General features: G+C 42.6%; 27 protein-coding genes and 1 pseudogene. 20 read left to right on the forward strand and 8 right to left on the reverse strand.

Annotation, left to right across the window (positions count from 1 at the left end; translation table 11 throughout):
• The first annotated feature begins 5 nt into the window (after positions 1-5).
• The 9 genes and pseudogenes from ASD40_RS20745 (at position 6) to ASD40_RS20780 (ending at position 6,092) form a co-directional block, all read left to right on the forward strand.
• Positions 6-611 carry a sugar transferase gene (locus ASD40_RS20745; RefSeq protein ID WP_057305025.1) on the forward strand — a complete coding sequence of 202 codons (606 nt, stop codon included), beginning with the start codon at positions 6-8 and terminating at the stop codon, positions 609-611.
• The gene (locus ASD40_RS20750; protein ID WP_057305026.1) at positions 598-1,587 is read left to right on the forward strand and encodes an ATP-grasp domain-containing protein; all 990 of its coding nucleotides are present in this window, start codon (positions 598-600) and stop codon (positions 1,585-1,587) included. The genes ASD40_RS20745 and ASD40_RS20750 overlap by 14 nt, the downstream gene beginning before the upstream one ends.
• Positions 1,577-2,269 carry an HAD family hydrolase gene (locus tag ASD40_RS20755; RefSeq protein WP_057305027.1) on the forward strand — a complete coding sequence of 231 codons (693 nt, stop codon included), beginning with the start codon at positions 1,577-1,579 and terminating at the stop codon, positions 2,267-2,269. Before ASD40_RS20750 ends, ASD40_RS20755 begins: the two co-directional genes overlap by 11 nt.
• Before the next feature lie 56 nt (positions 2,270-2,325).
• Positions 2,326-3,495 carry an aminotransferase class I/II-fold pyridoxal phosphate-dependent enzyme gene (locus ASD40_RS20760; RefSeq protein ID WP_057305028.1) on the forward strand — a complete coding sequence of 390 codons (1,170 nt, stop codon included), beginning with the start codon at positions 2,326-2,328 and terminating at the stop codon, positions 3,493-3,495.
• A gap of 44 nt (positions 3,496-3,539) precedes the next feature.
• Complete coding sequence (locus ASD40_RS20765) at positions 3,540-4,625, forward strand: acyltransferase family protein (RefSeq protein WP_057305029.1); 1,086 nt, start codon at positions 3,540-3,542, stop codon at positions 4,623-4,625.
• 150 nt (positions 4,626-4,775) lie between these two features.
• A pseudogene (locus tag ASD40_RS37355) lies at positions 4,776-4,874 on the forward strand (hypothetical protein); the annotation flags it as partial.
• A gap of 8 nt (positions 4,875-4,882) precedes the next feature.
• Positions 4,883-5,224 (forward strand): helix-turn-helix domain-containing protein, encoded by a 342-nt coding sequence (locus tag ASD40_RS20770; RefSeq protein ID WP_057305030.1) that lies wholly within the window; start codon positions 4,883-4,885, stop codon positions 5,222-5,224.
• The gene (locus tag ASD40_RS20775; protein WP_082562320.1) at positions 5,208-5,615 is read left to right on the forward strand and encodes a VanZ family protein; all 408 of its coding nucleotides are present in this window, start codon (positions 5,208-5,210) and stop codon (positions 5,613-5,615) included. Before ASD40_RS20770 ends, ASD40_RS20775 begins: the two co-directional genes overlap by 17 nt.
• A 135-nt stretch (positions 5,616-5,750) precedes the next feature.
• Positions 5,751-6,092 carry a helix-turn-helix domain-containing protein gene (locus ASD40_RS20780; protein ID WP_057305032.1) on the forward strand — a complete coding sequence of 114 codons (342 nt, stop codon included), beginning with the start codon at positions 5,751-5,753 and terminating at the stop codon, positions 6,090-6,092.
• Positions 6,093-6,104: 12 nt separating this feature from the next.
• Here the strand turns inward: ASD40_RS20780 and ASD40_RS20785 are convergent, their stop codons facing one another.
• Positions 6,105-6,305 (reverse strand): anti-repressor SinI family protein, encoded by a 201-nt coding sequence (locus ASD40_RS20785; protein ID WP_057305033.1) that lies wholly within the window; start codon positions 6,303-6,305, stop codon positions 6,105-6,107.
• Positions 6,306-6,503: 198 nt separating this feature from the next.
• Between ASD40_RS20785 and ASD40_RS20790 the strand changes: the two genes are divergently transcribed.
• Positions 6,504-7,370 carry a metallophosphoesterase gene (locus ASD40_RS20790; RefSeq protein ID WP_162251282.1) on the forward strand — a complete coding sequence of 289 codons (867 nt, stop codon included), beginning with the start codon at positions 6,504-6,506 and terminating at the stop codon, positions 7,368-7,370.
• A 705-nt stretch (positions 7,371-8,075) separates the two neighbouring features.
• A complete protein-coding gene (locus ASD40_RS20800) occupies positions 8,076-8,582 on the forward strand; it encodes a tyrosine-type recombinase/integrase (RefSeq protein ID WP_057305036.1) in 507 nt (168 codons plus the stop codon).
• A 233-nt stretch (positions 8,583-8,815) separates the two neighbouring features.
• On the opposite strand, the gene ASD40_RS20805 is transcribed toward ASD40_RS20800, so the two are convergent.
• Positions 8,816-9,184 carry a helix-turn-helix domain-containing protein gene (locus tag ASD40_RS20805; RefSeq protein ID WP_200957449.1) on the reverse strand — a complete coding sequence of 123 codons (369 nt, stop codon included), beginning with the start codon at positions 9,182-9,184 and terminating at the stop codon, positions 8,816-8,818.
• Between the two features lie 138 nt (positions 9,185-9,322).
• Between ASD40_RS20805 and ASD40_RS20810 the strand changes: the two genes are divergently transcribed.
• Positions 9,323-9,748, forward strand: a complete 426-nt coding sequence (locus ASD40_RS20810) for a hypothetical protein (protein WP_057305038.1) — start codon at positions 9,323-9,325, stop codon at positions 9,746-9,748.
• Positions 9,749-10,298: 550 nt separating this feature from the next.
• On the opposite strand, the gene ASD40_RS20815 is transcribed toward ASD40_RS20810, so the two are convergent.
• The gene (locus ASD40_RS20815; RefSeq protein WP_057305039.1) at positions 10,299-10,727 is read right to left on the reverse strand and encodes a DUF2621 domain-containing protein; all 429 of its coding nucleotides are present in this window, start codon (positions 10,725-10,727) and stop codon (positions 10,299-10,301) included.
• A 167-nt stretch (positions 10,728-10,894) separates the two neighbouring features.
• Here ASD40_RS20815 and ASD40_RS20820 point away from each other — a divergent pair, with 167 nt between their 5' ends.
• The 4 genes from ASD40_RS20820 (at position 10,895) to ppnP (ending at position 15,595) form a co-directional block, all read left to right on the forward strand.
• A complete protein-coding gene (locus tag ASD40_RS20820) occupies positions 10,895-12,022 on the forward strand; it encodes a deoxyribonuclease IV (RefSeq protein WP_057305040.1) in 1,128 nt (375 codons plus the stop codon).
• 66 nt (positions 12,023-12,088) lie between these two features.
• Positions 12,089-12,988: a formyltetrahydrofolate deformylase gene (gene purU / locus ASD40_RS20825; protein ID WP_057305041.1), complete on the forward strand. Its 900-nt coding sequence runs from the start codon at positions 12,089-12,091 to the stop codon at positions 12,986-12,988.
• A 191-nt stretch (positions 12,989-13,179) separates the two neighbouring features.
• Positions 13,180-15,201 carry a transketolase gene (gene tkt, locus ASD40_RS20830; RefSeq protein ID WP_057305042.1) on the forward strand — a complete coding sequence of 674 codons (2,022 nt, stop codon included), beginning with the start codon at positions 13,180-13,182 and terminating at the stop codon, positions 15,199-15,201.
• Positions 15,202-15,277: 76 nt separating this feature from the next.
• Positions 15,278-15,595, forward strand: coding sequence for a pyrimidine/purine nucleoside phosphorylase (ppnP, locus tag ASD40_RS20835; protein ID WP_029199427.1), 318 nt, complete (start codon positions 15,278-15,280; stop codon positions 15,593-15,595).
• A gap of 287 nt (positions 15,596-15,882) precedes the next feature.
• Here ppnP and ASD40_RS20840 read toward each other — a convergent pair whose 3' ends face one another.
• From ASD40_RS20840 to ASD40_RS20850, 3 genes are all read right to left on the reverse strand, one after another.
• On the reverse strand, positions 15,883-16,257 hold the full coding sequence (locus tag ASD40_RS20840; protein WP_057305043.1) for a hypothetical protein: 375 nt from the start codon (positions 16,255-16,257) through the stop codon (positions 15,883-15,885).
• Positions 16,250-16,771 carry an ImmA/IrrE family metallo-endopeptidase gene (locus ASD40_RS20845; protein WP_162257235.1) on the reverse strand — a complete coding sequence of 174 codons (522 nt, stop codon included), beginning with the start codon at positions 16,769-16,771 and terminating at the stop codon, positions 16,250-16,252. The genes ASD40_RS20840 and ASD40_RS20845 overlap by 8 nt, the downstream gene beginning before the upstream one ends.
• Before the next feature lie 245 nt (positions 16,772-17,016).
• Positions 17,017-17,424: a helix-turn-helix domain-containing protein gene (locus ASD40_RS20850; protein ID WP_057305045.1), complete on the reverse strand. Its 408-nt coding sequence runs from the start codon at positions 17,422-17,424 to the stop codon at positions 17,017-17,019.
• Between the two features lie 165 nt (positions 17,425-17,589).
• Between ASD40_RS20850 and ASD40_RS20855 the strand changes: the two genes are divergently transcribed.
• The 4 genes from ASD40_RS20855 to ASD40_RS20870 all read left to right on the forward strand — a co-directional run bounded on the left by ASD40_RS20855 (position 17,590) and on the right by ASD40_RS20870 (position 20,680).
• Complete coding sequence (locus ASD40_RS20855; RefSeq protein ID WP_057305046.1) at positions 17,590-18,015, forward strand: ArpU family phage packaging/lysis transcriptional regulator; 426 nt, start codon at positions 17,590-17,592, stop codon at positions 18,013-18,015.
• Between the two features lie 631 nt (positions 18,016-18,646).
• On the forward strand, positions 18,647-19,459 hold the full coding sequence (locus tag ASD40_RS20860) for a minor capsid protein (RefSeq protein WP_057305047.1): 813 nt from the start codon (positions 18,647-18,649) through the stop codon (positions 19,457-19,459).
• A 202-nt stretch (positions 19,460-19,661) separates the two neighbouring features.
• The gene (locus tag ASD40_RS20865) at positions 19,662-20,060 is read left to right on the forward strand and encodes a phage holin family protein (protein ID WP_057305048.1); all 399 of its coding nucleotides are present in this window, start codon (positions 19,662-19,664) and stop codon (positions 20,058-20,060) included.
• The gene (locus tag ASD40_RS20870) at positions 20,057-20,680 is read left to right on the forward strand and encodes a glycoside hydrolase family 73 protein (RefSeq protein WP_057305049.1); all 624 of its coding nucleotides are present in this window, start codon (positions 20,057-20,059) and stop codon (positions 20,678-20,680) included. The genes ASD40_RS20865 and ASD40_RS20870 overlap by 4 nt, the downstream gene beginning before the upstream one ends.
• A 281-nt stretch (positions 20,681-20,961) precedes the next feature.
• Here ASD40_RS20870 and ASD40_RS20875 read toward each other — a convergent pair whose 3' ends face one another.
• The gene (locus ASD40_RS20875) at positions 20,962-21,561 is read right to left on the reverse strand and encodes a DNA-binding response regulator (RefSeq protein ID WP_235549322.1); all 600 of its coding nucleotides are present in this window, start codon (positions 21,559-21,561) and stop codon (positions 20,962-20,964) included.
• A 534-nt stretch (positions 21,562-22,095) separates the two neighbouring features.
• The gene (locus ASD40_RS20880; RefSeq protein ID WP_057305051.1) at positions 22,096-23,379 is read right to left on the reverse strand and encodes an NAD(P)-binding domain-containing protein; all 1,284 of its coding nucleotides are present in this window, start codon (positions 23,377-23,379) and stop codon (positions 22,096-22,098) included.
• Between the last annotated feature and the right edge of the window lie 44 nt (positions 23,380-23,423).

Here is a 23,423-nt window from a genome sequence, read left to right on the forward strand (position 1 = left end):
CATTCATGAAGCGATTTTGTGACCTGTTCGTATCCATTCCATTATTCATACTATTTCTTCCAATTATCGGGATTGTGGCTATAATGGTTAGGTTAAAGTTGGGAACTCCCGTCATATTTATGCAGCAAAGACCGGGGTTACACGGGAAACCTATTCACATTTATAAATTTCGGACGATGACGGAGGCTAGGGATCAAGAAGGAAACTTATTGCCTGATTCCATCAGATTAACTCAATTTGGCATGGTTCTTAGAAAATATAGCCTAGATGAATTACTGCAATTGGTGAACGTCATTCAGGGAGACTTGAGTTTAGTGGGACCAAGACCTCTGTTGATGGATTATTTGCCTTTGTACACGGAAGAACAAGCTAAACGCCATCTTGTGCGCCCGGGGATTACGGGATGGGCTCAAGTCAATGGCAGGAATGCAATCTCCTGGGAAGATAAGTTTAAATTGGATGTCTGGTACGTGGAAAACCAAAACATACCCCTCGATTTTAAGATTTTAGCTTTAACTTTTATTAAAGTGTTGAAACCGCAAGGGATTCAAAATGCTAATCATGCAACAATGCCTATATTCGAAGGGAGTATGAAAAATGTTGAACAGTAAGATGAATATTTTATTTACTAGTTCAGGCAGGAGAGTATCGTTATTGCAGCAATTTAGGAAAGTGTTTGTTCAACATAACATTAACGGGAGTATAGTAACCGCAGATCTAAAACAAACAGCTTCCACTGCTTTTTTTAGCGATAAGCATTTTATTGTACCGCGAGTAACTGATCCCAATTTCATATCAGAATTGCTTCGAATATGTCAAAAGGAACAAATTGATATCATCATACCGCTTATTGATACGGAACTGGTTGTTATTTCGGAGAATCGACATGTTTTTGAAGAAATAGGAGTTAAATTATTAGTCTCAAGTAAGGAATTGAACGAAATCGCATGCGATAAAAACATAGCTTATAAGTTTTTCCTAGATAGAAATATACCTACTCCGAAAGTATATAGCGACGATGAAATTGATAATAAACAGTACAAATTTCCTTTATTAATTAAGCCACTCAACGGAAGTTCAAGTGTAGGGGTTACGAAAATAAATAATGAAAAAGAATTGTTCTTTTTTAAGGATTACATTCCCAATGCCATGGTTCAGGAATTTGTTACGGGTACAGAGTATACGGTTGATGTAATGGTTGACTTTAACGGAAATATTAGAACAGTAGTTCCGAGATTACGCATAGAAACTAGAGCGGGAGAAGTCAGTAAAGGGGTTACCAAGAAAGATAATGACATCATTAATGCCGTAAAACAAGTTGTCAAATTTTTACCTGGACCAGTTGGATGTATTACCTTGCAATGCTTTAAAAAAGAAAATGGAGAGATAACTTTTATTGAAATTAATCCTCGTTTTGGCGGAGGAATCCCTCTTTCAATTGAAGCGGGAGCAAATTTTCCATTGTGGGTCCTCCAAATGTGCAGTGGAGAAACCTTTTCAGAAGAGGATTATAATTGGCACGAAAATCTAACGATGCTTAGATATGATGAGGCAGTTTTTACGGAGAGTATCCAACATGACCGTTAATGCGTTGGTTTTCGATATGGACGATACTTTATATGAAGAAAAGGATTATGTGAGAAGCGGCTTTAAAGCAATTGATCGCTGGATAAACAGAGAGTTCAATATCACGGGTTTTTATGAAACAGCATTGGATTTATTTTTCTCAGGAGAAACAAAGTTTATTTTCAATAAAACGCTCGTGAGACTAAATATTACTTATGATGATACATTGATTAAGAACCTGGTAGATCATTATCGATCCCATGAACCAGATATTCATTTATTAGAGGATGCCAAGTGGATTCTTGAAAATTTAAGGGATACTGTCAAAATTGGGTTAATCTCTGATGGATACTTAGTTGCTCAGGAAAAGAAAGTCAATGCGCTAAAGCTCCATGAGAAATTTCACTCAGTTATTCTTACGGATAGATTGGGCAGAGAGTATTGGAAACCGAGTCATATTCCTTACGAGCAAGCAAGCCGGGAATTACAGCTTCCGCATGATCAGTGCGTTTATATCGGTGATAATATAAAAAAAGATTTTTTAGCTGCTAAGAGACTTGGGTGGACAACTATCCAAATAGATCGTAAAGATGGGTTATATTCGGGGATTTCAGCTGAACACGATTATAAAGCTCATTTTACAATCGATAGTTTGAAAGATTTATCGGATTTACCCAATCTAAAGCATATGTTTGCCTATTAGTGCTGAATAGTTTTTTTTATTTTTAATAACCTTTAGAAAGGCAGTGGAATTGTCAAATGACTACGCATAACAAAAGAATTTACCTTTCCCCTCCACACATGAGCGGGAATGAAATGATGTATATCCAGAATGCTTTTGATACAAATTGGATCGCTCCTCTAGGTCCTCATGTGGATGCATTTGAGAAAGAGCTTGCTTCTTATGTCGGGACAAATGCAGCAGCAGCAGTCAGTTCAGGGACCGCGGCAATTCATTTGGCTTTGCAGCTAATAGGTGTAAAGGAAGGAGACACAGTTTTCTGTTCAAGTCTTACTTTTGTGGCCAGTGCTAATCCGATTGTTTATTGTGGAGCGAGGCCGATATTTATTGATTCTGAGCCTGAGACATGGAACATGTCTCCTGGGGCGTTGGAAGCCGCGCTGCAAGATGCTGCTCTAGAGGGGAAATTGCCTAAAGCCATTATTGTTGTTAATCTCTATGGTCAAAGTGCAAAAATGGACGAAATTATGTCATTATGTGAATCCTTTGATGTCCCCGTCATTGAGGACGCAGCGGAATCGCTCGGATCGATTTATAAAGGAAGAGCAAGTGGGTCATTCGGTAAGTATGGCGTATATTCATTCAATGGGAATAAGATTATATCTACTTCAGGCGGGGGAATGCTGGTTTCCGATGATGTAGAGGGATTAAAGCAAGCGCGTTTCTTAGCTACGCAAGCACGGGATCAAGCTATACATTATCAACATAGTCAATTGGGATTTAATTATCGAATGAGCAATGTATTGGCTGGGATCGGAAGAGCTCAGTTAGAGGTTTTGGAAGAAAGAGTAAATGCCAGAAGAACGATTTTTAAACGGTATTATAGAGAGTTATCTCATGTACTAGGTATTCGTTTTATGCCAGAGTTGAATAATACTCGTTCAAATCGTTGGCTTACGGCTTTGACGTTAGAGGAAAATGAAGCTGGGATATCTACCCATGTATTGTTAGAAGCCTTGGCGGAAGAGAGTATCGAAGCCCGACCTGTTTGGAAGCCGCTGCATATGCAGCCTCTTTACGAAGGGGCTAGATATTATCCCCATAGTGACATCGAGAATGTTTCCGAACAATTATTTAAAACTGGGATATGCCTTCCATCTGGATCGAATATGACCGAAGATGATCAGTTAAGGGTTATCGAGTGTATCAAGAGGTGCTTGATCAAGGATCGAAGTATTAGCGCTTAATACTCACTTAAGGTTATAGATCTATTAAAGGGAGTGGTTATTATATGATAAGACCATTAACATCTTTTCGCTTTATAGCAGCTTTAATGGTGTTTTTATATCATGTTGGTATATGGAAAGCCTATCAGACAGGATATATTGGGGTTTCATTTTTTTTCATTCTATCTGGCTTTATTCTATGTATTAATTATCGAGAAAAGTTGGGCAAGTTAGATTTTCATCAGATCAAAACCTTTTACATAGCTAGGTTCGCAAAGATATACCCTACTCATTTATTAACCTTTTTGTTAGCAGTACCTTTTTATTTTTTAATCCCACTTAAACATTCAACTATTCTGTATGTACTACAAGCATTTACAAATATTTTACTAGTGCACAGCTTTCTTCCAGTGGGTAACTTTTCTTTTAATGGTCCTTCGTGGAGTATATCAGACGAATTCTTTTTTTATGCTATTTTTCCCTTTATGATAATACTTATAATAAAATATTTTGGGAGTGGGCGAAAAAAAATACTATCCATATGCTTTTTGTGGCTGATTATGCTGGTAGTAGCTATTCTATTTTCTTACAATAAAAGTGATGCGATAAATAATTGGTTATTTTTTGTTTTTCCAGTAACTCGAGCTTTTGATTTTTTGGTTGGTATTACTTTAGGGTTATTATTTTTAGAAATTAAAGAAATAATAAATTTGAAATTCACAAAATTAACCTTTACTATTTTGGAAATATCATCCATCATTCTGCTGTTGTTAAGTATTTATTTTTCGACCAGTTTGATTCAAAACCTTAGATATGATTTATTCTTTACTCCATTTCTGAGTTTGCTTATCTTTACTTTTGCGTTTCAAAAAGGAATTATATCAGATTTACTATCAAATAAAATATTTGTTTATTTAGGTGAAATAAGCTTCTCATTTTATATGATTCATAACTTGGTATTATCGTATACTTACTGGAGTTTATTAGAATTGAGTATTACACCGCTTACCATAACGGGGTGTTTCATAGTCACCATTGCGTTGAGTTCGATCTTGTACCATTTTTATGAGGAGCCATTGAGGAAGAAAATAAGATACTCGCAAGAGAAATCGAATTTAAAGATGTCAAAGATAGTTGTCCAAAGAGGATGAGTAAAACAATTCTTTCATCTGCTAGTAAAGGCAATCTTTAGAGAATATAGTATTATTAGCTTGTTGTTCTTTATTAAGAACACGCTGAAGGAGGAACGGATCATGTGTGGAATTGTCGGTTATATTGGAAATCAGGAGGCGAAGGATATGGTGATCCCTTTACAATTAATCGCTTATTATTCAGCGGTATATCGAGGTTGTGATGTTGACAAAACAAGAAATCTACCCAAAAGTGTCACTGTGGAGTGATGATAACGATGATCGGTCAAAACATTTCAAGTATACGTAAGCAAAGGGGGTATACGTTGTCCGAGCTTTCAGAGCGGACCGGTATTTCCAAGTCCTATTTAAGTAACATAGAAAGAAATCTCAAACAGAACCCTTCCATTCATGTCATGGAGAAAATAGCTTTGGTTCTAAAAGTAGACTTGAAAACGCTATTAAAAATTGCCGCTGATGTGGAAACAAGCCAACAGCTGGATCAAGAGTGGATGGATTTTATTTCTGATTTGAAGCAGTCAGGCATTGATAAGGAACGGATTCATGAATTTAAAATTTTGATTGAGTTTATGAAGTGGAACAATGAGAAAATTAAGTAGGATGAAGCCGTTATTCTGGTGGAGTCTACTAATTGTTTTCGTAGGAGCCATATTTCTTTTCACTGCACTTCAGACCTTTACAGGCGAGCATACGAAAGAGCAAATCCAGCAGATAACAGGTATGAATGAACATAATGCCTATATTACTAATGCGATTATTCGCAAATCTGCCCATGTCCTTATGTTTGGCTTGCTCAGTATCTTTTTCTATATCGTGATTCGAAGGCAATCGATCTGGTTCGCTTGGGTTTGCACGACTTTGATGGCCGTAGTAGATGAATGGCATCAGTCATACGTACCGGGGAGGTCCGCATTAGTCCAGGATGTGCTGTTGGATTCACTAGCAGCGCTGATATTTCTTAGAATTATCGTTTATATAAGAACACGATAAAATAGTGAGATTACTCAAAATAGCCCCTTTTTGGGGCTATATTGTTCTTTATATGAAACAAATTTGTTCGTTGGAAGAAATTCTGATATAATAACATCAAGAGCAACATTACTCCATTATAAGGGAAGATCCGAAATGATTGGAAAACGAGTTCAAAAATTGAGGAAAGAGAAAGGCCTGTCTCTTACAGAACTGGCCGAACGTGCAGGGGTTGCTAAATCTTATATTAGCAGCTTGGAGCGGGACATTCAGAAGAATCCTTCGATTCAGTTTCTTGAAAAAATTGCAGCTGTTCTGAAAGTACCTGTCGACAGGCTAATTGATGACCAAGAAGAGATGGCTGCTAATGACCGTGAGCTCGATCAGGAATGGTATGAGATCATTAAAGAAGCCATGACTTCTGGTGTTGACAAGCAGCAGTTTCGAGAGTTTTTGGATTTCAATAAATGGAGAATGAAGCGTCCAAACGATGAATAGTCTTATTTAGTTCTAGGAAGATTGTTTAATGAATTCCTTTGAGGACATGAAGCGATCGTTTTCAGTTGAAAGTGATATAGTCGTGGGTTGGAATGGGCTTCTTAGGAATGCGCGGATATCTTCCATCGTAAGACCCATCTTACGCGCGCTCATAATAAGATTGACCCACTCCATATCAAATTCTTCGGTATCCACCTGGTTTATCCGATTCACAAACGACCCCTCCAAATCATCTATCGCGATACAATTTGTATCCGTTGACTTATTATCGCACGTTTTTTCTATGAAATCAATCCCGAAAACATTAAAATTATACAAATTGTATCGCCATTCAAATGGCTCCCCTCGACAAAAAACGCGTAAATAATTAGATATAGACTCAAAACCTAGATGAGGGTAGGGAAACCTAAAGTGAAGAATGATCGCATAAATCGCAGGACGTTTCTCAAAAAAAGTCTGTTTGCGGTTGAATCCTTAGCCATACTAACGGGAGTTAGCGGATTATATGGCATCTTCGGAGAGCGGTATTGGATTCAGTCGACAACGGTTCGTCTTTCGTACCGTCGTTACCCTGCATCTTTTGAGGGCGTGCGTATTGTACAATTCAGTGATACACATATAGGCAAGTATTATAGTTTGGAGCAGATGAACAAAGTGGTTGATTTGCTGCAGCGGCAAGAGCCTGACATTATCTGTTTCACAGGAGATTTATTTGATTCCAAATTCGGTGAAGTGAGTGATGAGGTAATTCCGATCCTATCGCGACTCCGAGCAGGAATGGGTAAATTCGCGGTGCTCGGCAATCATGATATGCGTCTGGATTCTAGTCGAGTAAGGGATGTACTCGAGAGATCTGGCTTTACCGTCTTAGTCAATGAAAGCCGATCTATTGAACGTGGGAAAGGACGCATACAGGTGGTCGGAATAGATGAAATGTTCTACGGGAAACCGGATTTGCCATTAGCTTTAAAAGGTATAAAGCGGGACGATTTCGTGCTGCTGCTTGCGCATGAGCCAGATTTCGCAGATACGTCGTTGGCGAGTCATGTCGATTTGCAGCTCTCTGGTCACAGCCATGGCGGACAGATTAGGATTCCATTGTACGGTAGTATATTTACGCCGGACCTAGGACAAAAGTACCCTATTGGCTTGTACGCCTTTGAAGGAAGCGAGTTCCACGTCTATACAAACCGTGGAATAGGTACGACTTTGTTCCCAATTCGATTCAATTGTCGACCTGAAATCACGGTGTTTGTCCTAGAAAAGAAGCTGCCATAAGCAAGTAAAAACTCCGTTAGCCGAAGCCAACGGAGTATGTGTTCATCAGTAGCAAAACCACTTTTTCCAAATATCAAACGAATCTAAGCAATCAATATCATCCCACTTGATATCGTCCCATTTGATGTCGTCCCAGTGATTGTCATTATTGTTATTGTTATTGTTATTGTTATTGTTATTGTTATTGTAATTGTTATTGTTATTGTAATTGTTATTGTTATTGTTGTTGTTATTGTTATGATTGTTGTTATTGTTATTATTGTTGTTATTGTTATTGCTGTTATTACTGTTATTACTATTATTACTATTCTCTTTATTAACTGTAAAAATTGAAATAAACTTAGAAAGAATACTGTTTTTCTGAGAACTACCTGATTCATTACCTGAGGCGGAAGCATAAGCGGGCAAGATGATTGCGCTAAAGAGTAAAATCAGACAAGATAGTCTAACGATTTTTAACACTGAACATAACCTCCCTTCCGAAGAATTATTTCACGCAATCGTTCTTTATTAAGAATTATACAGCAAAAATTAGGTTTTGAGAACTATAAAAGGCATAGATCATTTTTTTAATTTATGATACAATATGTAACATAATACAAGTAGGGGGGATTGATAGAGTAAAAATGAGAGTTTTCTAGCTGTTATAAGATACAATTTGTAACATACAAACGGAACTGATTAAAATCATGCGAGGTGCAACTCATGCAGGTTGTTCAACCTATTAGAGAACAAGAGAAAATTGAACAGATACAGGCCGTATTGAAAGAACAATCGATTCGGGACTGGCTTCTTTTCACTATTGGGATTAATTCGGGGCTTCATCTGAGCGATCTATTGTCTTTGAAAGTGAGCGATGTGAAGGATCGAAGTGTAGTCAGTATCAAGGAAGAAAAAACGGGTAAAGCAAAGACGTTTCAACTTTCTCCACAGCTTAAAGCTTATATCGAAGAATATATCCAATATATGGATATCGACGCTTATTTATTTCCATCCCAAAGAACGGGCAATCCGATCAAAAGAATTCGAGTTTACCGTATTTTAAATGAAGCAGCTAAGCAAGTTGGACTAAACGACATAGGTACACACACACTTCGAAAAACATACGGCTATCATTATTACCTAAGAACGAAAAATGTTTCGGTTCTCAGAGATTTATTCAATCAATCGGCTCCATCAGTGACTTTAAAGTATATTGGCGTGAAGGAATAGAAAATCAATCTTAATTGATATTGGGTGAAAGTAGTGACTCGAGGTAGATACACAATGTACCGCGGTGGTTAACATAAGTGTAACTCTTTTTAAAGTTAATAGCTGAGCGTTGGGAGTGGAGTTTCTTATGAAACAAGAAGAAAAGATTTCAGTAGAAATTCATCATGTTCTTCAGCAGTTAGGAATCGACCAGCAGAAGTTTCAGAATCAAGTTATGATGTCTTCCTCACAATCTACTCCAAGGAACGCTCAGCTCTTACAAAAGCGATGAATCGTTTTGCTTCCTCTGGGGTCAGTATTCGACCATCCACGGTTAATGAAAACTTTTTCAAAATGCTCTCATCCGTTAAATCGAGATGCTCTACGAACTCTCTAACATCATGATCTAGAACCGTTTGTGGCTGGTCAGTCCGACCAAGTAAATAATCAACGGTAACATTAAAAAAATTGGCGATCTTGTTAATTGTTTCGTAGTCCGGCTCACGTCGATTTGTTTCGTAATGAGAAAGAGCGGCTCTTGAGATTCCAATTTTATTAGATAGTTCTTCTTGCGTTAATCCTCTTTTTTCGCGTAAAAGGGCAATGCGATCTCCATATTTCAGCGTGATCATTCCTCACTGTTTAATTATTCTTTACCATTATTACCATTGTTTTTCCCGCTATATACCAGAGAACTATTATAACAAAGCAGAGATTCATTGACTAGATACAAGATGTAACAAAAAGGAGGGATGAGGCAAATGGCGTTGGAGAAAAAAAGTAAACTATCATTAATCGTACCACTGGATGGTAAGTTGAATATTATTCAAATTCGAAATCAACTCATTAATAGCAAATATGCACTAATCGATATTATAGCACTTGAAAAGTCCCAATTCACATTTGCTAGTCCCCTATGCTTGCCAACCAGCCATCAAGTCACCTACGGTTTTGAATTTACGATTTTCGGTCAATCATTTCGAGTTAATGGTAACATAGAACTAGAAAGTAATAACGATAATGAGTACATCTACAAAGCAGTTATTCAATCTGAAGATCATGTTGATTCCGAAATGCTCTATGCCATCAATCAACTTGCGGTCACACAGAATACGGAATACGTTAAGCTTTCTAAAAGCTACACGCCAGAACCTTCTTCAGCTGTTACAGTTGATTTGACATGTTGAGGGAGAAATAAAGCCGCTCTGCTTGTGCTAATTCGTTTGTTGCTCTCATAAGGTTAGTATAAAAACCAATGAATGTCGAATTAAAATGTGCGAATACATAATTTCTATATCCATACACGAGAAAATGAATTCAACCCCTTGCAATGTTACAAAACGTATCTTATAATCAATATATATACAGAATGTAACAACATACGACATTTTGAGCACTCAAAGGGGAGGAATATCATGAATTCGGATATTGTATATTGTATTCATTGTAGTTCGATTATAGGTAGAGGTAATTCAGATCAGATTTTTAAGACGGGTTTTTATCATACAACGATTCCACTTTGTCTCTGCAAAACGTGCGTTTCGACGGAGGAGAACAGGTTAAGTATAGAAATTATAAGCGATTCCCATAAGTGCTATTCCGATTTTGCCTTGCCCTTGTCTATTTAGCCGAAGGGTGGAGTAAGACCGGTTTTTTTTGTTATAAATTGTAAACGCTTTCAAAACCTATAAAGGAAAAGCCTTCCTCTTACGTAAAAAGCGGGAAGGCTTTTTCATTTTATTGGAGTAAATGCTTATGCGCACTATAGTCAATCTGCTGCTTTTCGAGGAAGCTAGTCAAGCTCTTATAGTCACGCCGCGGTGTTGCGAGAATGTAACCTTGAATACAATGGTCACGCGTTACTTCACTTGCATGCGCCTCCAGGGCAACCTGTCCAATACGAGCTGCGATGGAATGCTTAGCAATATCTCTAAAGGCTGTCGGTACTGGTGATACCAATTGATCGAGAAATGTTTTGGAGTCTTCTGTCCATAAGTGCCGCGAGCTGTCCACGTAGTGATTTTGCCAATCCAGCTTCGACTTACCGTCTTCCTTGGGGAGCACCTTTAGGAACTTCCGAAACATGAAATATCCGCCAATGGACATGAACAAAAGCAGGACACATACCCAGAAAATGATGAACCACATGAAAAAATCATTAGCCATTTATTTGTCACCTCACTAGCCTACATCCATATATCTTTAAGAATTATACCTTATTTCTAGATTTCTTGCGACAATCCTAGTAAAATAGGAAGGTAGTAGACGTAACTACTTTAGTCTTCCATACCTAAGTAGTTGCGTAGTAGACACACAAAAAGGAGTTAACCATTATGCCCAAAATAGGCTCGCACGTTTCGTTCTCAGATAAAGGCTTGTTAAATGCAGCAGAAGAGGCAGTCACATACGGTTCTTCCACATTTATGATATACACAGGCGCTCCGCAAAATACGCGCCGTAAACCGATTGAGGAACAATTTATCGAAGAAGGTAAAGCTGTGATGGAGAAGCATGCGATGAACGAAATCGTCGTACATGCTCCCTACATTATTAATCTAGGTTCTTATAAAGAAGATACCTTTGAGTTAGCCGTGCGTTTCCTTCAGGAAGAAATTCGTCGGACAGACTATATTGGCGTTCGCAATATCGTTCTTCATCCTGGGGCTTACACAGACAAGGATGCGGAGTATGGCATTGCCAGAATCGCGGAAGGTCTGAACGAAGTACTTGCAGGAGTTAAAGATACTAATGTGAACATCGCGTTGGAAACAATGGCTGGCAAAGGGACGGAGATTGGCCGCAGCTTTGAGGAATTAGCTGAAATTATGGAACAAGTAGAGTTTAACAATAAATTATCCGTTTGTTTGGACACTTGCCATATTCATGACGCTGGGTATGATATTGTGAACGACCTTGATGGCGTTCTGCATCATTTTGACAAAGTAATCGGTCTAGAAAAGCTTGGAGTTATTCACTTGAATGATAGTAAAAATCCTCGGGGAGCCAGCAAGGACCGTCACGCTCCGCTTGGCTCAGGTTGGATTGGCTTTGAAGCTATGAATAATGTTGCCAACCATGAAAAACTGCAGCATTTGCCAATGATTCTTGAAACTCCTTGGATCGGTAAAGAAGATAAAACGCAGCGTCCGATGTACGAAGCAGAAATTGCGCTGCTGTCCGGTAACCTTAGTGGACGTTTTGGCGGAGAATTCTTGGATCATGTAGAGCGAATTGACTTTTTGTTAGGTAAAAAAGACATTCATCACCGTGATTTCGTTCTGAACACATGGGAATTATTGAAAAATGATGCCAAGGCTAAGAAAGCGGACGGACGTGAGCCGCTGGAGCGCTTGTATGATATGCTGCATGAAGAGAACCTCTTTTCTGACCTCAGCGAGGAGCAGATTAATCAACGTTTGATCGTTTGGCTCGCAGGTAAAGATATACTCAAGAAAGTTTAATATCGATTACAGAAAACTAAAAAGAAAACTTTCTTACAGAAAGTTAAAGCTATTAGGGGGATTAACATGGAACAGGGAAGTACGAATAACTCATTGCGCAAGGAGAGCGTAATGGTGAATAGGGCAAGAATGTTGATCTCTTGTCCGGATCAACCAGGAATCGTCGCGGCGGTTTCGCAATTTTTGTTTGAGTATGGTGCGAATATCGTGCAATCCGATCAATACACAATGGATCCTGAGGGCGGTATGTTTTTCATCCGGATCGAGTTCGATTTAATGGAGCTTGGTAGCCGAGTTGACCAGTTGAGAAAGGATTTCTCTGTCGTTGCGGACAAGTTCTCCATGGATTGGAGTCTTTCTCTTGCTAGTCAGAAGAAGCGCATCGCTATCTTCGTATCGAAGGAAGATCATGCTTTGCTTGAGCTGCTTTGGCACTGGCGCGCTGGTGATCTTAACGCGGATATCGCGATGGTCATTAGTAACCATCCGGACATGCAATCGCTCGTCGAGCCTTTCGGAATTCCATATCACCATATTCCGGTTACCGCGGATACGAAGGCAGAAGCCGAGCGTCGTCAGCTTGAAGTTGTTGGAGACAATGTTGATGCGATCGTATTAGCTCGTTATATGCAGATCGTCTCGCCATCTTTTATTAAACACTACGCTAACCGCATCATTAATATCCATCACTCCTTCCTGCCTGCCTTTGTCGGCGGGAAGCCTTATGCGCAAGCCCATAACCGTGGGGTGAAAATCATTGGCGCTACAGCACATTATGTGACCGATGAATTGGATGGCGGCCCGATTATTGAGCAGGACGTGCAAAGAGTAAGTCACCGTGATAACGTCGAAGATTTGAAAAGAATCGGTCGACATATTGAACGGATTGTCCTTGCTAGAGCAGTAGCGTGGCATGTAGAAGATCGAATTATTGTGCATAATAACAAGACAGTTGTGTTTAATTAATTATAGATTAGGCTGTGTCCGTTGCTGGATGCAGCCTATTTTACAAGAGACAACTTTGGGTGGCGATGTTTTAGCGGGTTATTGTGGCAAAGCTTTAAAGCAAATGGTACAATAATGCAAGCGATAAAAGTCACTTGTATGTACAAGTCATTGATTGACGAAAATACAGAAATATAGGAGGGAATTTTCGAATGACAGTAACAAACAAAACAATTGAGCAATTAGCAGTAGACACGATCCGTACGTTGGGTATCGACGCCGTTGAGAAAGCCAAATCAGGTCACCCAGGTATGGTCATGGGGGCTGCGCCAATGGCTTACGTGCTGTGGAAACAGCATATGAAGCACAATCCATCTAATCCTAAATGGGTCAATCGCGACCGTTTCGTTCTTTCAGCCGGCCACGGATCCATGCTGCTATACAGCCTGCTTCACTTGTGCGGATATGATCTGCCAATGGAAGAGATCAAAAACTTCCGCCAATGGGGAAGCAAAACGCCAGGGCATCCAGAATACGGTCATACAGCAGGTGTTGACGCAACGACGGGTCCACTTGGACAAGGTATTGGTATGGCAGTTGGTATGGCCATGGCGGAAGCTCATCTGAGAGAGACTTACAATAAAGAGAATTTCCCTGTAATCGATCACTATACATACGCAATCTGTGGTGATGGCGATATGATGGAAGGCGTTTCATCTGAAGCCGTTTCCTTGGCAGCTCACCTTAAATTGGGCAAATTAATCATGCTTTACGATTCCAACGATATCTCGCTGGATGGCGAGCTTAATATGGCATTTTCCGAGAACGTTGAGAAGCGTTTTGAAGCTTACGGCTGGCAAGTGCTGCGCGTAGAAGAGCAAAATGATCTTGCGGCGATTTCCAAAGCAATTGCTGAAGCGAAAGCTGATACAACGCGCCCAACTTTGATTGAAGTGAAAACGACAATCGGTTTCGGCAGCCCGAACAAAGGCGGCAAAGGCGGACACGTTGGACCTCACGGTTCTCCACTTGGCGGCGAAGAAGTGAAGCTGACGAAGCAAGCTTACGGCTGGCCGGAGGAGCCGGACTTCTTAGTTCCGGATGAAGTAAGAGCGCACTACGCTGAAATTCAAAAAGAAGGCGCTGCAGCTGAACAAGCTTGGAGCAACCTGTTGAATGACTACATCAAGGCATATCCAGAACTCGGTAACCAGTTCAGCGCGGCTGTGAATAATGAATTCCCAGCAGGCTGGGACGCAGATCTTCCGGTTTACAGCACATCAGACAAGCCTATGGCGACTCGCGTTGCTTCCGGTAATGCAATCAACGCGATTGCACCTAATTTGCCGCAATTGATCGGCGGTTCCGCGGATCTGGCAAGCTCGAACAACACGATGATCAAAGGCGAATCCAATTATAGTGCCAGCAACTATGCAGGCCGCAATTTATGGTTTGGTGTTCGTGAATTCGGTATGGGTACAGCGATGAACGGTATGGCTCTGCATGGCGGAGTTAAAATATACGGAGCTACATTCTTCGTATTCTCCGATTATCTGCGTGCATCGATTCGTCTTGCTGCTCTTATGCAACTTCCGGTGATCTACGTTCTAACGCATGACAGTATCGCTGTTGGTGAAGATGGACCGACACATGAACCGGTTGAACAATTGCCAGCGCTTCGTGTCATTCCGGGTATCACCGTTATTCGCCCAGCCGATGGTAACGAAACATCAGAAGCATGGCGCTATGCGATTTCCCAAGCTAAGGGGCCAGTTGCACTTGTGTTGACTCGCCAAAACCTACCGATCCTTGAAGGCACAGTCCAAGGCGCAAAGGAAAACCTAAGCAAAGGCGGATACGTTGTATCCGATGCTACAAATGGCAAGCCAGTTGCACAAATTCTGGCAACAGGCTCCGAAGTACAATTGGCTGTCGCGGCGCAAAAGCTTCTTGAAGCCGATGGCATTAACGTTCGTGTCGTAAGCTTGCCAAGCTTGGAACTGTTCGAGAAACAGTCCAAAGAATATAAAGACTCCGTCATTCTGCCGGAAGTGAAGAAGCGTCTAGCTGTTGAGATGGCTTACCCGCTTGGTTGGGAACGTTACGTTGGCGACCAAGGATCCATCCTCGGTATCTCTACATTTGGAGCATCCGCACCAGGGGATTTGGTTCTCAAAGAGTACGGATTCTACCCAGAGAACGTAGCAGCTAGAGTGAAAGCTCTATTGTCTTAGTTATAAGGTAGCCACAGCCCACCACCGCGTGGGCTTGGCTTTATTCTTAGTCATTTTAGAGGGGGAACCAATTACCATGTCTAGCTTTGAAAATGTAACTGTATTAACGAAAGCCAACGTTTATTTCGACGGTAAAGTAACTAGCCGCACCGTTCAATTCGCCGATGGCACTAAAAAAACACTCGGCATTTTGCTCCCGGGTGAGTACGAATTTGGAACAGATGTAAAAGAAATCATGGAAATCCAAGCGGGTGAGCTGAACGTATTGCTTCCAGGCAGCAGCGAATGGATTACCATCAGCGGCCAAGGTGAATTCACAGTTCCCGCCAATGCAAAATTCAAGCTCGAAGTGAAAACAGTTAGCGATTATATTTGCTCTTATATTCATGAGTAATTAAATAGGGAAGAGATATCCCTTCAGATCCCATACTTCTATCGGACATATTGTCCGATAGAAGTATGGTATTTTTTTCCAGAATTGGTTTGGGGTTAGCAAAGCTTACCCCTTTGTATTCGTGTACTATTGAATAAGCGCGGTTTACGAGCTTATTCAGAACGAGCGCGCTGGATGGCCTGCTGAGAAGTAGATTTTCGGCTTCTCGGACTCTCTGTCAGCGAGTTTTGGCTCGCGGAACTCTCGCGGAAAGCGCGGAAAACGCGCTTATTTTCCTTGTGGGGGATTTAATTGGATGACCAGGGATAGAGGGAGCGGGTATCCATCTGCAGCACTTCTTCGATGTCGCTCATGCGTATCCATAGTTGCTGGATGTATTGAAGGTCATTAAGAAGCGTAATATGCCGCAGTTTAATCCTGGAGAGGCTGACGCCGATGCATTGGGGGTGTCCTGGATTAATGACGAGGTCATCCAGCAGGACGGTTATTCCAGCCTCTAAGTCAGGGATTTCTTCCATCTTAAGCTGCTGAAACGGAGCGCCTAATGGAACGTACATCGAAGTTTTGTTCCAATCTAGCTCGTTAGGCCGAAAACGAAGCGCCATGAGAAATGGCTGGATGCGCTCTTCATGGAAGTCATAAAAAACGGTAAGCTTAGCCATCAGAGGGTGCCCCTTTTTGCTTCAGATGCTCCAGCTTGTCCATGATGAGGCGAGTTGCATCGGACCAATTGGCTGGATTATATTTGCTAGCTTGGCTTTGGCTTTGTGTAAATAGCTGGTACTCATGATCCATAATGCCTTGTAGGACACGACGCTGAATTTGCTCTATGCGTGCGGCTGCAAGCCGATGAGTTACTTGAAATTCTTCGGAAAGAAGGGCGATCATTTCGTTCTTTTGCTCGGGCAGCGGGAGTTTCTTAAGCATAGAAATAGGTATTGCCGCGTAGAGCTGGAAGGCCGTTGCGTCCTGCTCTTGCCAATCGACATAGCGATCTGGCATGATCATTTGGTTGCCGGAATGGCGAAGCACATGACAAAGCTCGTGAAGAAAGTCTTCCCACTGCTCCTTGGCAGATAAACGTCGGTCTACGTTAATACTGAATTGTCCATTATTTTCGACAGCCATGCTGTTCATATCCATCGCATAAACCCAAATATGCAGTTTAGCAGCCAAATTGGTCATGCTAAGCTGAGATGGCTCTGTGATCTCATGTTGGAGATATAAAGTCTCGACCCATTGTTCCAGAGGGGTGGTTTGGTAGTGAGTGAACAGGGCAAACACCTCGTTATAGGAATATATGTTCGTTTATTTAAGGCAAAGAAAAGCCCGCTAGGGCTTGGCTATATTGTAGAAGGATAAGTTTACAACTTAACTTGCTTCGTATCAACCATGATGAATTCGTTCATCAAAGGAAACTGTTACTGTTGACTGTCTGGTTTGCGGGTCATCTGCTGCTCTTTGATGAAGTTCCAGAAGCGGAGCATTTCGTCTCGGCGCTCTTTGGGCGCATTTTTGAAATCTTTGAAAAATAAGCTTACTTCAGGATCATCGACTTCCACGGAACTGCTCGGTCCAAGCGGTCCTTCTAGCGCATCTTCTTCCGTCGGAGCAAATCCGGCGAGCAGTAGAAGCTCGTCCTTATTAGCACCTCTAAACGCATCGGCTAAGGCGATAACAGTTTCCCTGGATGGATTGAAGCGGTTATTTTCTATGGAGTTAATAAACGAATAACTGACACCGGATCTTTCTCCGAGTTCTCTAAGAGAGAAATTGTTCTGCTGACGCAAATGCCGGATTCGAATGCCGAATTGCACCATATCTTTCATAGCTTCATCACCTGTTTCTATTGTAAAGGGTTGATGCTACAAAAAACAAGAGGGTTCGGATAGAAAGTTTTGATTTTCAAAACATTTTGTGTTGAATTTTAAAACAAGAAGACGTATGATTTGTTTAGAAATTCAAAACGACAAATTTTAGGAGATGGTCGGAGAATGGTGGAACGTATTTTACACATAGAGCAAGAACAAATTAATCGACGGGCAACGCGCAAGCGGGTGGAAGATGTGCTCGAAACGGTTCGAATGTACCGGTCGATCGGGTATGCGCGGAGAGAGAGAGGAACGATTTCGGACTCGAATCAGGTATTCAAGGTGAAGGAGCAGACAGCTGTGTACCAGGCAGACACGGAGGAACAATTGGTTGTTTTATGCGCTGAGGTAGAGCAAGCGTTGTTACTGCTTGATGAACTTGAACAGGAAATGATCAGCAAACGTTATTTGCAAAGGGACAAGTTGTTCGATTTCTTGCTGTTCCATGAGCTGAATTTGAGTGAGCGTACTTATCGCAGGGTGAAGGCTAAGGCGATAGCTAAGCTTGCTTACATGCTGCGGCTAGAGGTGATACTTTCTAAAGAGTAATGCTGATATGGGGCTTGGGGCTATGGGGTGTAGGAAGAGAATGTATATAAGAGGCATACAAACAACTAAGGGAGTGTGACCATAAGTTGGCCGCTTCTTGGCAGTTCGCTAGATTGACGCCGTGGTATGATCGTTGTGTAGAGTAGTGAGGGAGGTGATTAGGTTGAACAGGACGCAACGGATAATGTCCGGATCGAGCAGATCTTGTAGGGCTGCTTACGGGACAAATGGAAGGAGTGAAACGAGTGGTAGTTAGGTCATTTTTAGGCAGTGACCGTTTTGAAAAGAAAAAAATGTTTTGAATTTCAAAACATTTGCCGCCAACATTCAACTTTCAACACTGAACACTGAACACCGAACACCGAACACCGAACACCGAACACCGAACACCGAACACCGAACACCGAACACCGAACACCGAACACCGAACACCGAACACTAAAAATCTTGTGGTAAGTGAGAACGTTGGAGTGAAGTTATATAACGATGTTTTACATCGTTATGTAGGGCTCTGGCGGAGAGAGCGTCGCTGAGACGATGTAAAACATGCTTACAGATGAGTCAAAGAGGCGGAAACGGCAGGCTGGTGTGCTGTAACGATGCTTCGACAGGAAGGAGGTAAAAGAAGTGAATGATTAACATGGCAAATCAGCTAGCACTTTATCTAAAGTCCGAAGGTGTGGGGAACCTTGGGAACGACTTGTTCGTGGACGGTGTTCCACAGACCCCGGATGAGGCTATTTGGCTCAGTCACGTTGGTGGCAGCGCGGAGTTCAAGTTAGACGCGCCGGGTAGCTGGCGCAAGCTGAGCTTGAACGTGAGAAGCACAACGCCGGTGGGGGCGCAAGATCGCATCTGGAGCGCTATTAACAAGCTGCTCAATCCGGATGACGGTGTCATCGAGGTGGACGGGCTAACCTACACAGTGCAAATTACTGCGTTGCCCGCTGTGCAGGAGAAGGATGGGGCAGGCAGGTGCCTCATGAAATCTTTCCTGATCCTTCGACAAGTAAAGCCTGTGCTAGAAACTTGGCTGAGAGCTATAACCGTATTTACGGAAGCGGCTTTAGGCTCACAGTGGCGCGTATACCGTGGATTCAACGGTACGTGTCGACCTAGCGTCTCATGGCAGTGTTTGAGCTTACAGAGTGCGTCGGAGTCAAGAGGTGCATGCCAGCTTACGAAACAATTCGTTGGGCAGATTGCTGCGAGGTCGGCCAATGAGTATCAGTTGGCCGCTCAAATATTACTGCTGGGATTGGCTGAACAAGCTAAATTGCCAATGGGAGGCGCTGATAGCAGGTGGTTAACGGTGATTAATTCAAGTGCAACGATTCGCTCAGGGGACTTGTCCACAGGGATTCTGACCGTTACTTTAACGGGCGCCGCTGCAACTCCGCAAGGCATGTTACCTCTCATCGCTGGCGTTCAGACAGCAACATAAATTCATATTAAGGTATCTTATTCCAAAGAGGAATTGAATAACGGATGGAACTTGGATTCAAACGGATTGTTCGTAATTTACTGTGCTTTGATATGGATTTTGAGGCTGGCAAAATTGAGTCGGGCAAATAGTATGATGGCTAAGCCAGTGAAGGCGAACTGTCAGTAGGGAAAATATCACATTCAGAAAGGAGCAAAAACGAATGAACCAAATTGGTTTTAATCTGATTTCAGCCGCGCTCGGCGGTTTCGTAACCTATGCCTTTGGCGAGTGGAACGAACTTCTTAGCTTATTTCTCATGGCAATACTAGTCGACTATGTAACGGGCATTGCCGCCTCGATGAAGGAACAGCGAGGACTTAATAGCCAAGTTGGCTACTGGGGTCTTGCCCGCAAAGGGCTGATGCTGCTTGTGATTATGCTGGCGCATCGCATGGATATTCTGATGGATACGGACCTGATGATGACGGGAGCAATTTATTTTTATTTGGCAAATGAGTTTATTTCCATTACTGAAAATTATGGACGATTAGGGCTTCCGCTGCCCAGCTTTATGAAGCAGATGATTCAAGTGCTGCGAGGCAAGGAGGAGGGGTTATGAGCAAAGATGGCTTTATTGATCAATTAGCTTCAGCTGCACAAGAGGATATGCGGGAGTTTGGTATTTTAGAGAGTGTGACCATCGCGCAGGCTATTCTGGAAAGTGGCTGGGGTCGCTCAGCTCCCGGTAATAATTTGTTTGGGATCAAGGGGAGTGGGCAACAGCAAGTAACGCAGGAATTCATAAACGGCAAGTGGATACAAATTGTAGGTGGCTTTCGTGTGTACGACAGCTGGTACGATAGCATACTTGATCATTCGCTGCTGCTTGCAGGCAATCCCAGATACGTGAATGTGCTGCATGAAAGAGATTACAGGTGTGCTAGTCAAGAGCTGCAGCGCGTAGGGTATGCAACGGATCCGCAGTATGCGGACAAGCTGATTCGGATTATTGAAGGGAGCGAGCTAACTCGTTTTGATCAGATAGAGGAGGAAAGGGGGGATATGATGAGTTCTGATGATGCGAATAAGATTATTAATTTCTTATCCGCTGCTTGGATGAGCACAGAGGATGCAGAAGCTAGAGTGGAATTTCACCGTTTGGCTGACGAGTTCCGAAAGCGTCTGGGCAGACGTAAGTTGCTAATACTCAACAGCGATCCAGAAATCACCAGCAAATAGGTGAATTGCTAGTAACACTTCATCTCGCACCTAAAATAAGAGTCCCAAGGGACTCTTATTTTGTCATTTTCTCTTCACTTGAGGTAAATAGAAGCCTCCAAAGACTCTTATTTGCATAGATAATCCAACTTGGTGCCACTTTTTTAACAAATAGAAGTCTCTAGAAGCTTCTATTTTCACTTAAACCCTAGAATTGGCACAAATAGAAGCCTCTAAAGACTTCTATTCTGGGGTTCCGTGGGAGCATCAACCAATTTCAGCCGCCACCCCTCAAAATTAGCCTAAACGAACAATTTCCGCCCTCCAGGATCCAAAATGTAAGAGTGAATCCTTCGTTCCCCACTTGCTGGCTTTATTATCTCTTTCCTGTGCAGGCTGCGAAGCCACTTCCATGCGTGCTCAACTCGGATGCCAAGATGTTCAGCCACTACTTGTGGTTTTAGTGGATCAGTGGTACTCGTTGCCAGCCGAGCGATTTCTTTTTCTCGATGTGTGAGTGATATAAGTTGAGTTTGATCGCCATACCATCGCGCCATGATGTTGAGGACGACTTGTTGGCAGCGTCGCGGATGCTGGGTGATATCATCAAGTGAGAACCGAAAAACCTTCCATTCGTCCAGAACCAACTGATTTTGCCGCATTAAGTTGTCCCCGAAACGAGAGCGGTCAATATCTCGAGCATGCGGACCGTAACCGTCGATCTCGAAACAAATCCGATGCGGCGGACGGAGATATACAAAGTCGACAAATCTGGTGTTGTCCTGAAAATCTCTTACTTCATACTCGGGATGAAGATGGCGAAAATGCCCAATGACCGGCCACCAGATATTCTGTATAAACTGTTTTTCCGCATAGCCATGCCCCTCATTTAACCGGCGCAATCGCTCTCCTGAGCGTTTCTCCTCATGGAATCTTACAAAGTTTTCATGCTCTTTTACAAAGTCCATCATTCCAACCTCCAAATATAAAGTGTTTTTTCTTATTTTCACGCTATGTTCAACTTTAAGTTGAGCTGTGGTGTGGGCTAACCTGGTGTAGTCTAGTGTAGTGTAGTGTAGTGTAGTGTAGTGTAGTGTGGTGTGGTGTGGTCTGATCTGGTCTGGTCTGGTCTGTTGTAGTGTAGTTGTAGTGCAGTGCAGTTTGCTATAGTACAATGTGTGCAGTGTGTGCAGTGTGTGCAGTGTGTGCAGTGTGTTAAGTGAAGAGAAGAGAAGAGAAGAGAAGAGAAGAGAAGCCAAGCCAAGCCCTAACCTCCCCTGCAAAATAAAAATACCGCCTCTCCCAAAAGGGAAAGACGGCATGTTCTTCACGCGTCGCGTAAACCTATATCACTATTTCATTAATGTATAATCACTATTTCTTTTTGCTGGTTGTCGTGGCTTGTCGATTCTAAGGGTTTCTTTAAAAGGGTTTTCCTACATTGCATACGCAATATGATCCTCAATATACTGCTCCAGCTTAATCCGCACATAAGGCGGCAACGCAGACAGCATACAGCCATAACGGAAGTTGCGGCCGTCAGGCTCGATGCGAATCACGCGAGCGGTGATTGGCGGCAGCTCCGCTTCCTGCGGGAAGTGGATGACGATGAACATGTCCGGCGCAAGCGGGGCGGCAGATGTGATCTGCAGTCCGCTCTCGGACAAGTCGAAGAGGGTACCGTCGATGTTTTGGCCGGAGAAGGAACCTTCCTGCTCCCACTGGTAAATGGACAGCTTAAGGCTAATGTCCAGCTTCACGCGCGTGTTCCGGCGGCGTTCGCGGCCAGAAAGCGGCGATGCCGGCTTCTCTGCAGCAACGACAGGCTCGCTAGGTCGAACGACCTGCTGCCCCATCCATTCTTCATAACACTGAATGACGGAGCTCAAATCTTCTTCACCCAGGCCTTTACTTAGGCCGATTTGGAATAAGTTGGTTGCCGATTGCAGCATAGGCGTCGGCAGTTGGAACTTGCCCGTAATTTCCTGCGCAAGCTGCAGATCCTTCAGCATCAGCTTCAGGGAGAATTGATTGCTGAAATCGCGATCGATAATCTTATCGCCTTTCAGCTCAACCATCTTGCTGTTCGCTCCGCCGGAGCGAACAATATCTAAGAATTGAGCAGGGTTCACCCCTGCTTTAACCGCAATGGATAAGCCTTCGGCTAAGCCGGCTAAATTAATGCCCACCATCGTGTTGTGGGCAAGCTTGGCATACGAACCGGAGCCGCTCGGCCCGAGGTAAAGTGCTTTGCTGCCAAGTGCGAGGAATACATCCTGATGCTCATCGAACACTTCTTGGCTGCCGCCGACCATGAAAGTAAGCGTGCCTGCTTCGGCAGCAGGTTTACTGCCAGTGACAGGCGCATCGAGGAAGTCGACGAAATGCGCTGCGAGCTCCTCAGCCAGCTTTTGACTTGTTTGTGGGGCTACGGTACTGGAGTCAATAATCGTCAGAGCGGGATGAATGCCACTCAGAATGCCCTGCTCACTGTAGAACGTTTCAAGTAGTGAAGCGTCATTGCTAAGCATTGTAATCAGAACATCCGAACTGCGAGCTACTTCCGCAGGAGTTAAACTCATTTCAGCACCAAGATGGGCTAGCTCGTCCGCTTTTTCAGCAGTCCGATTATATACAGTTACCATAAAACCTTTTTGAATAAGGTTAGCAGCCATGGGTTTGCCCATAGTGCCAAGTCCAATAAAGCCGATACGTTTCATGATCCTTCACCTCTAGATTCATTTTATCATGGCAATTATAACCT

The sequence above is a fragment of the Paenibacillus sp. Root444D2 genome (assembly GCF_001426375.1).
Taxonomy (GTDB): Bacteria; Bacillota; Bacilli; order Paenibacillales; family NBRC-103111; genus Paenibacillus_E.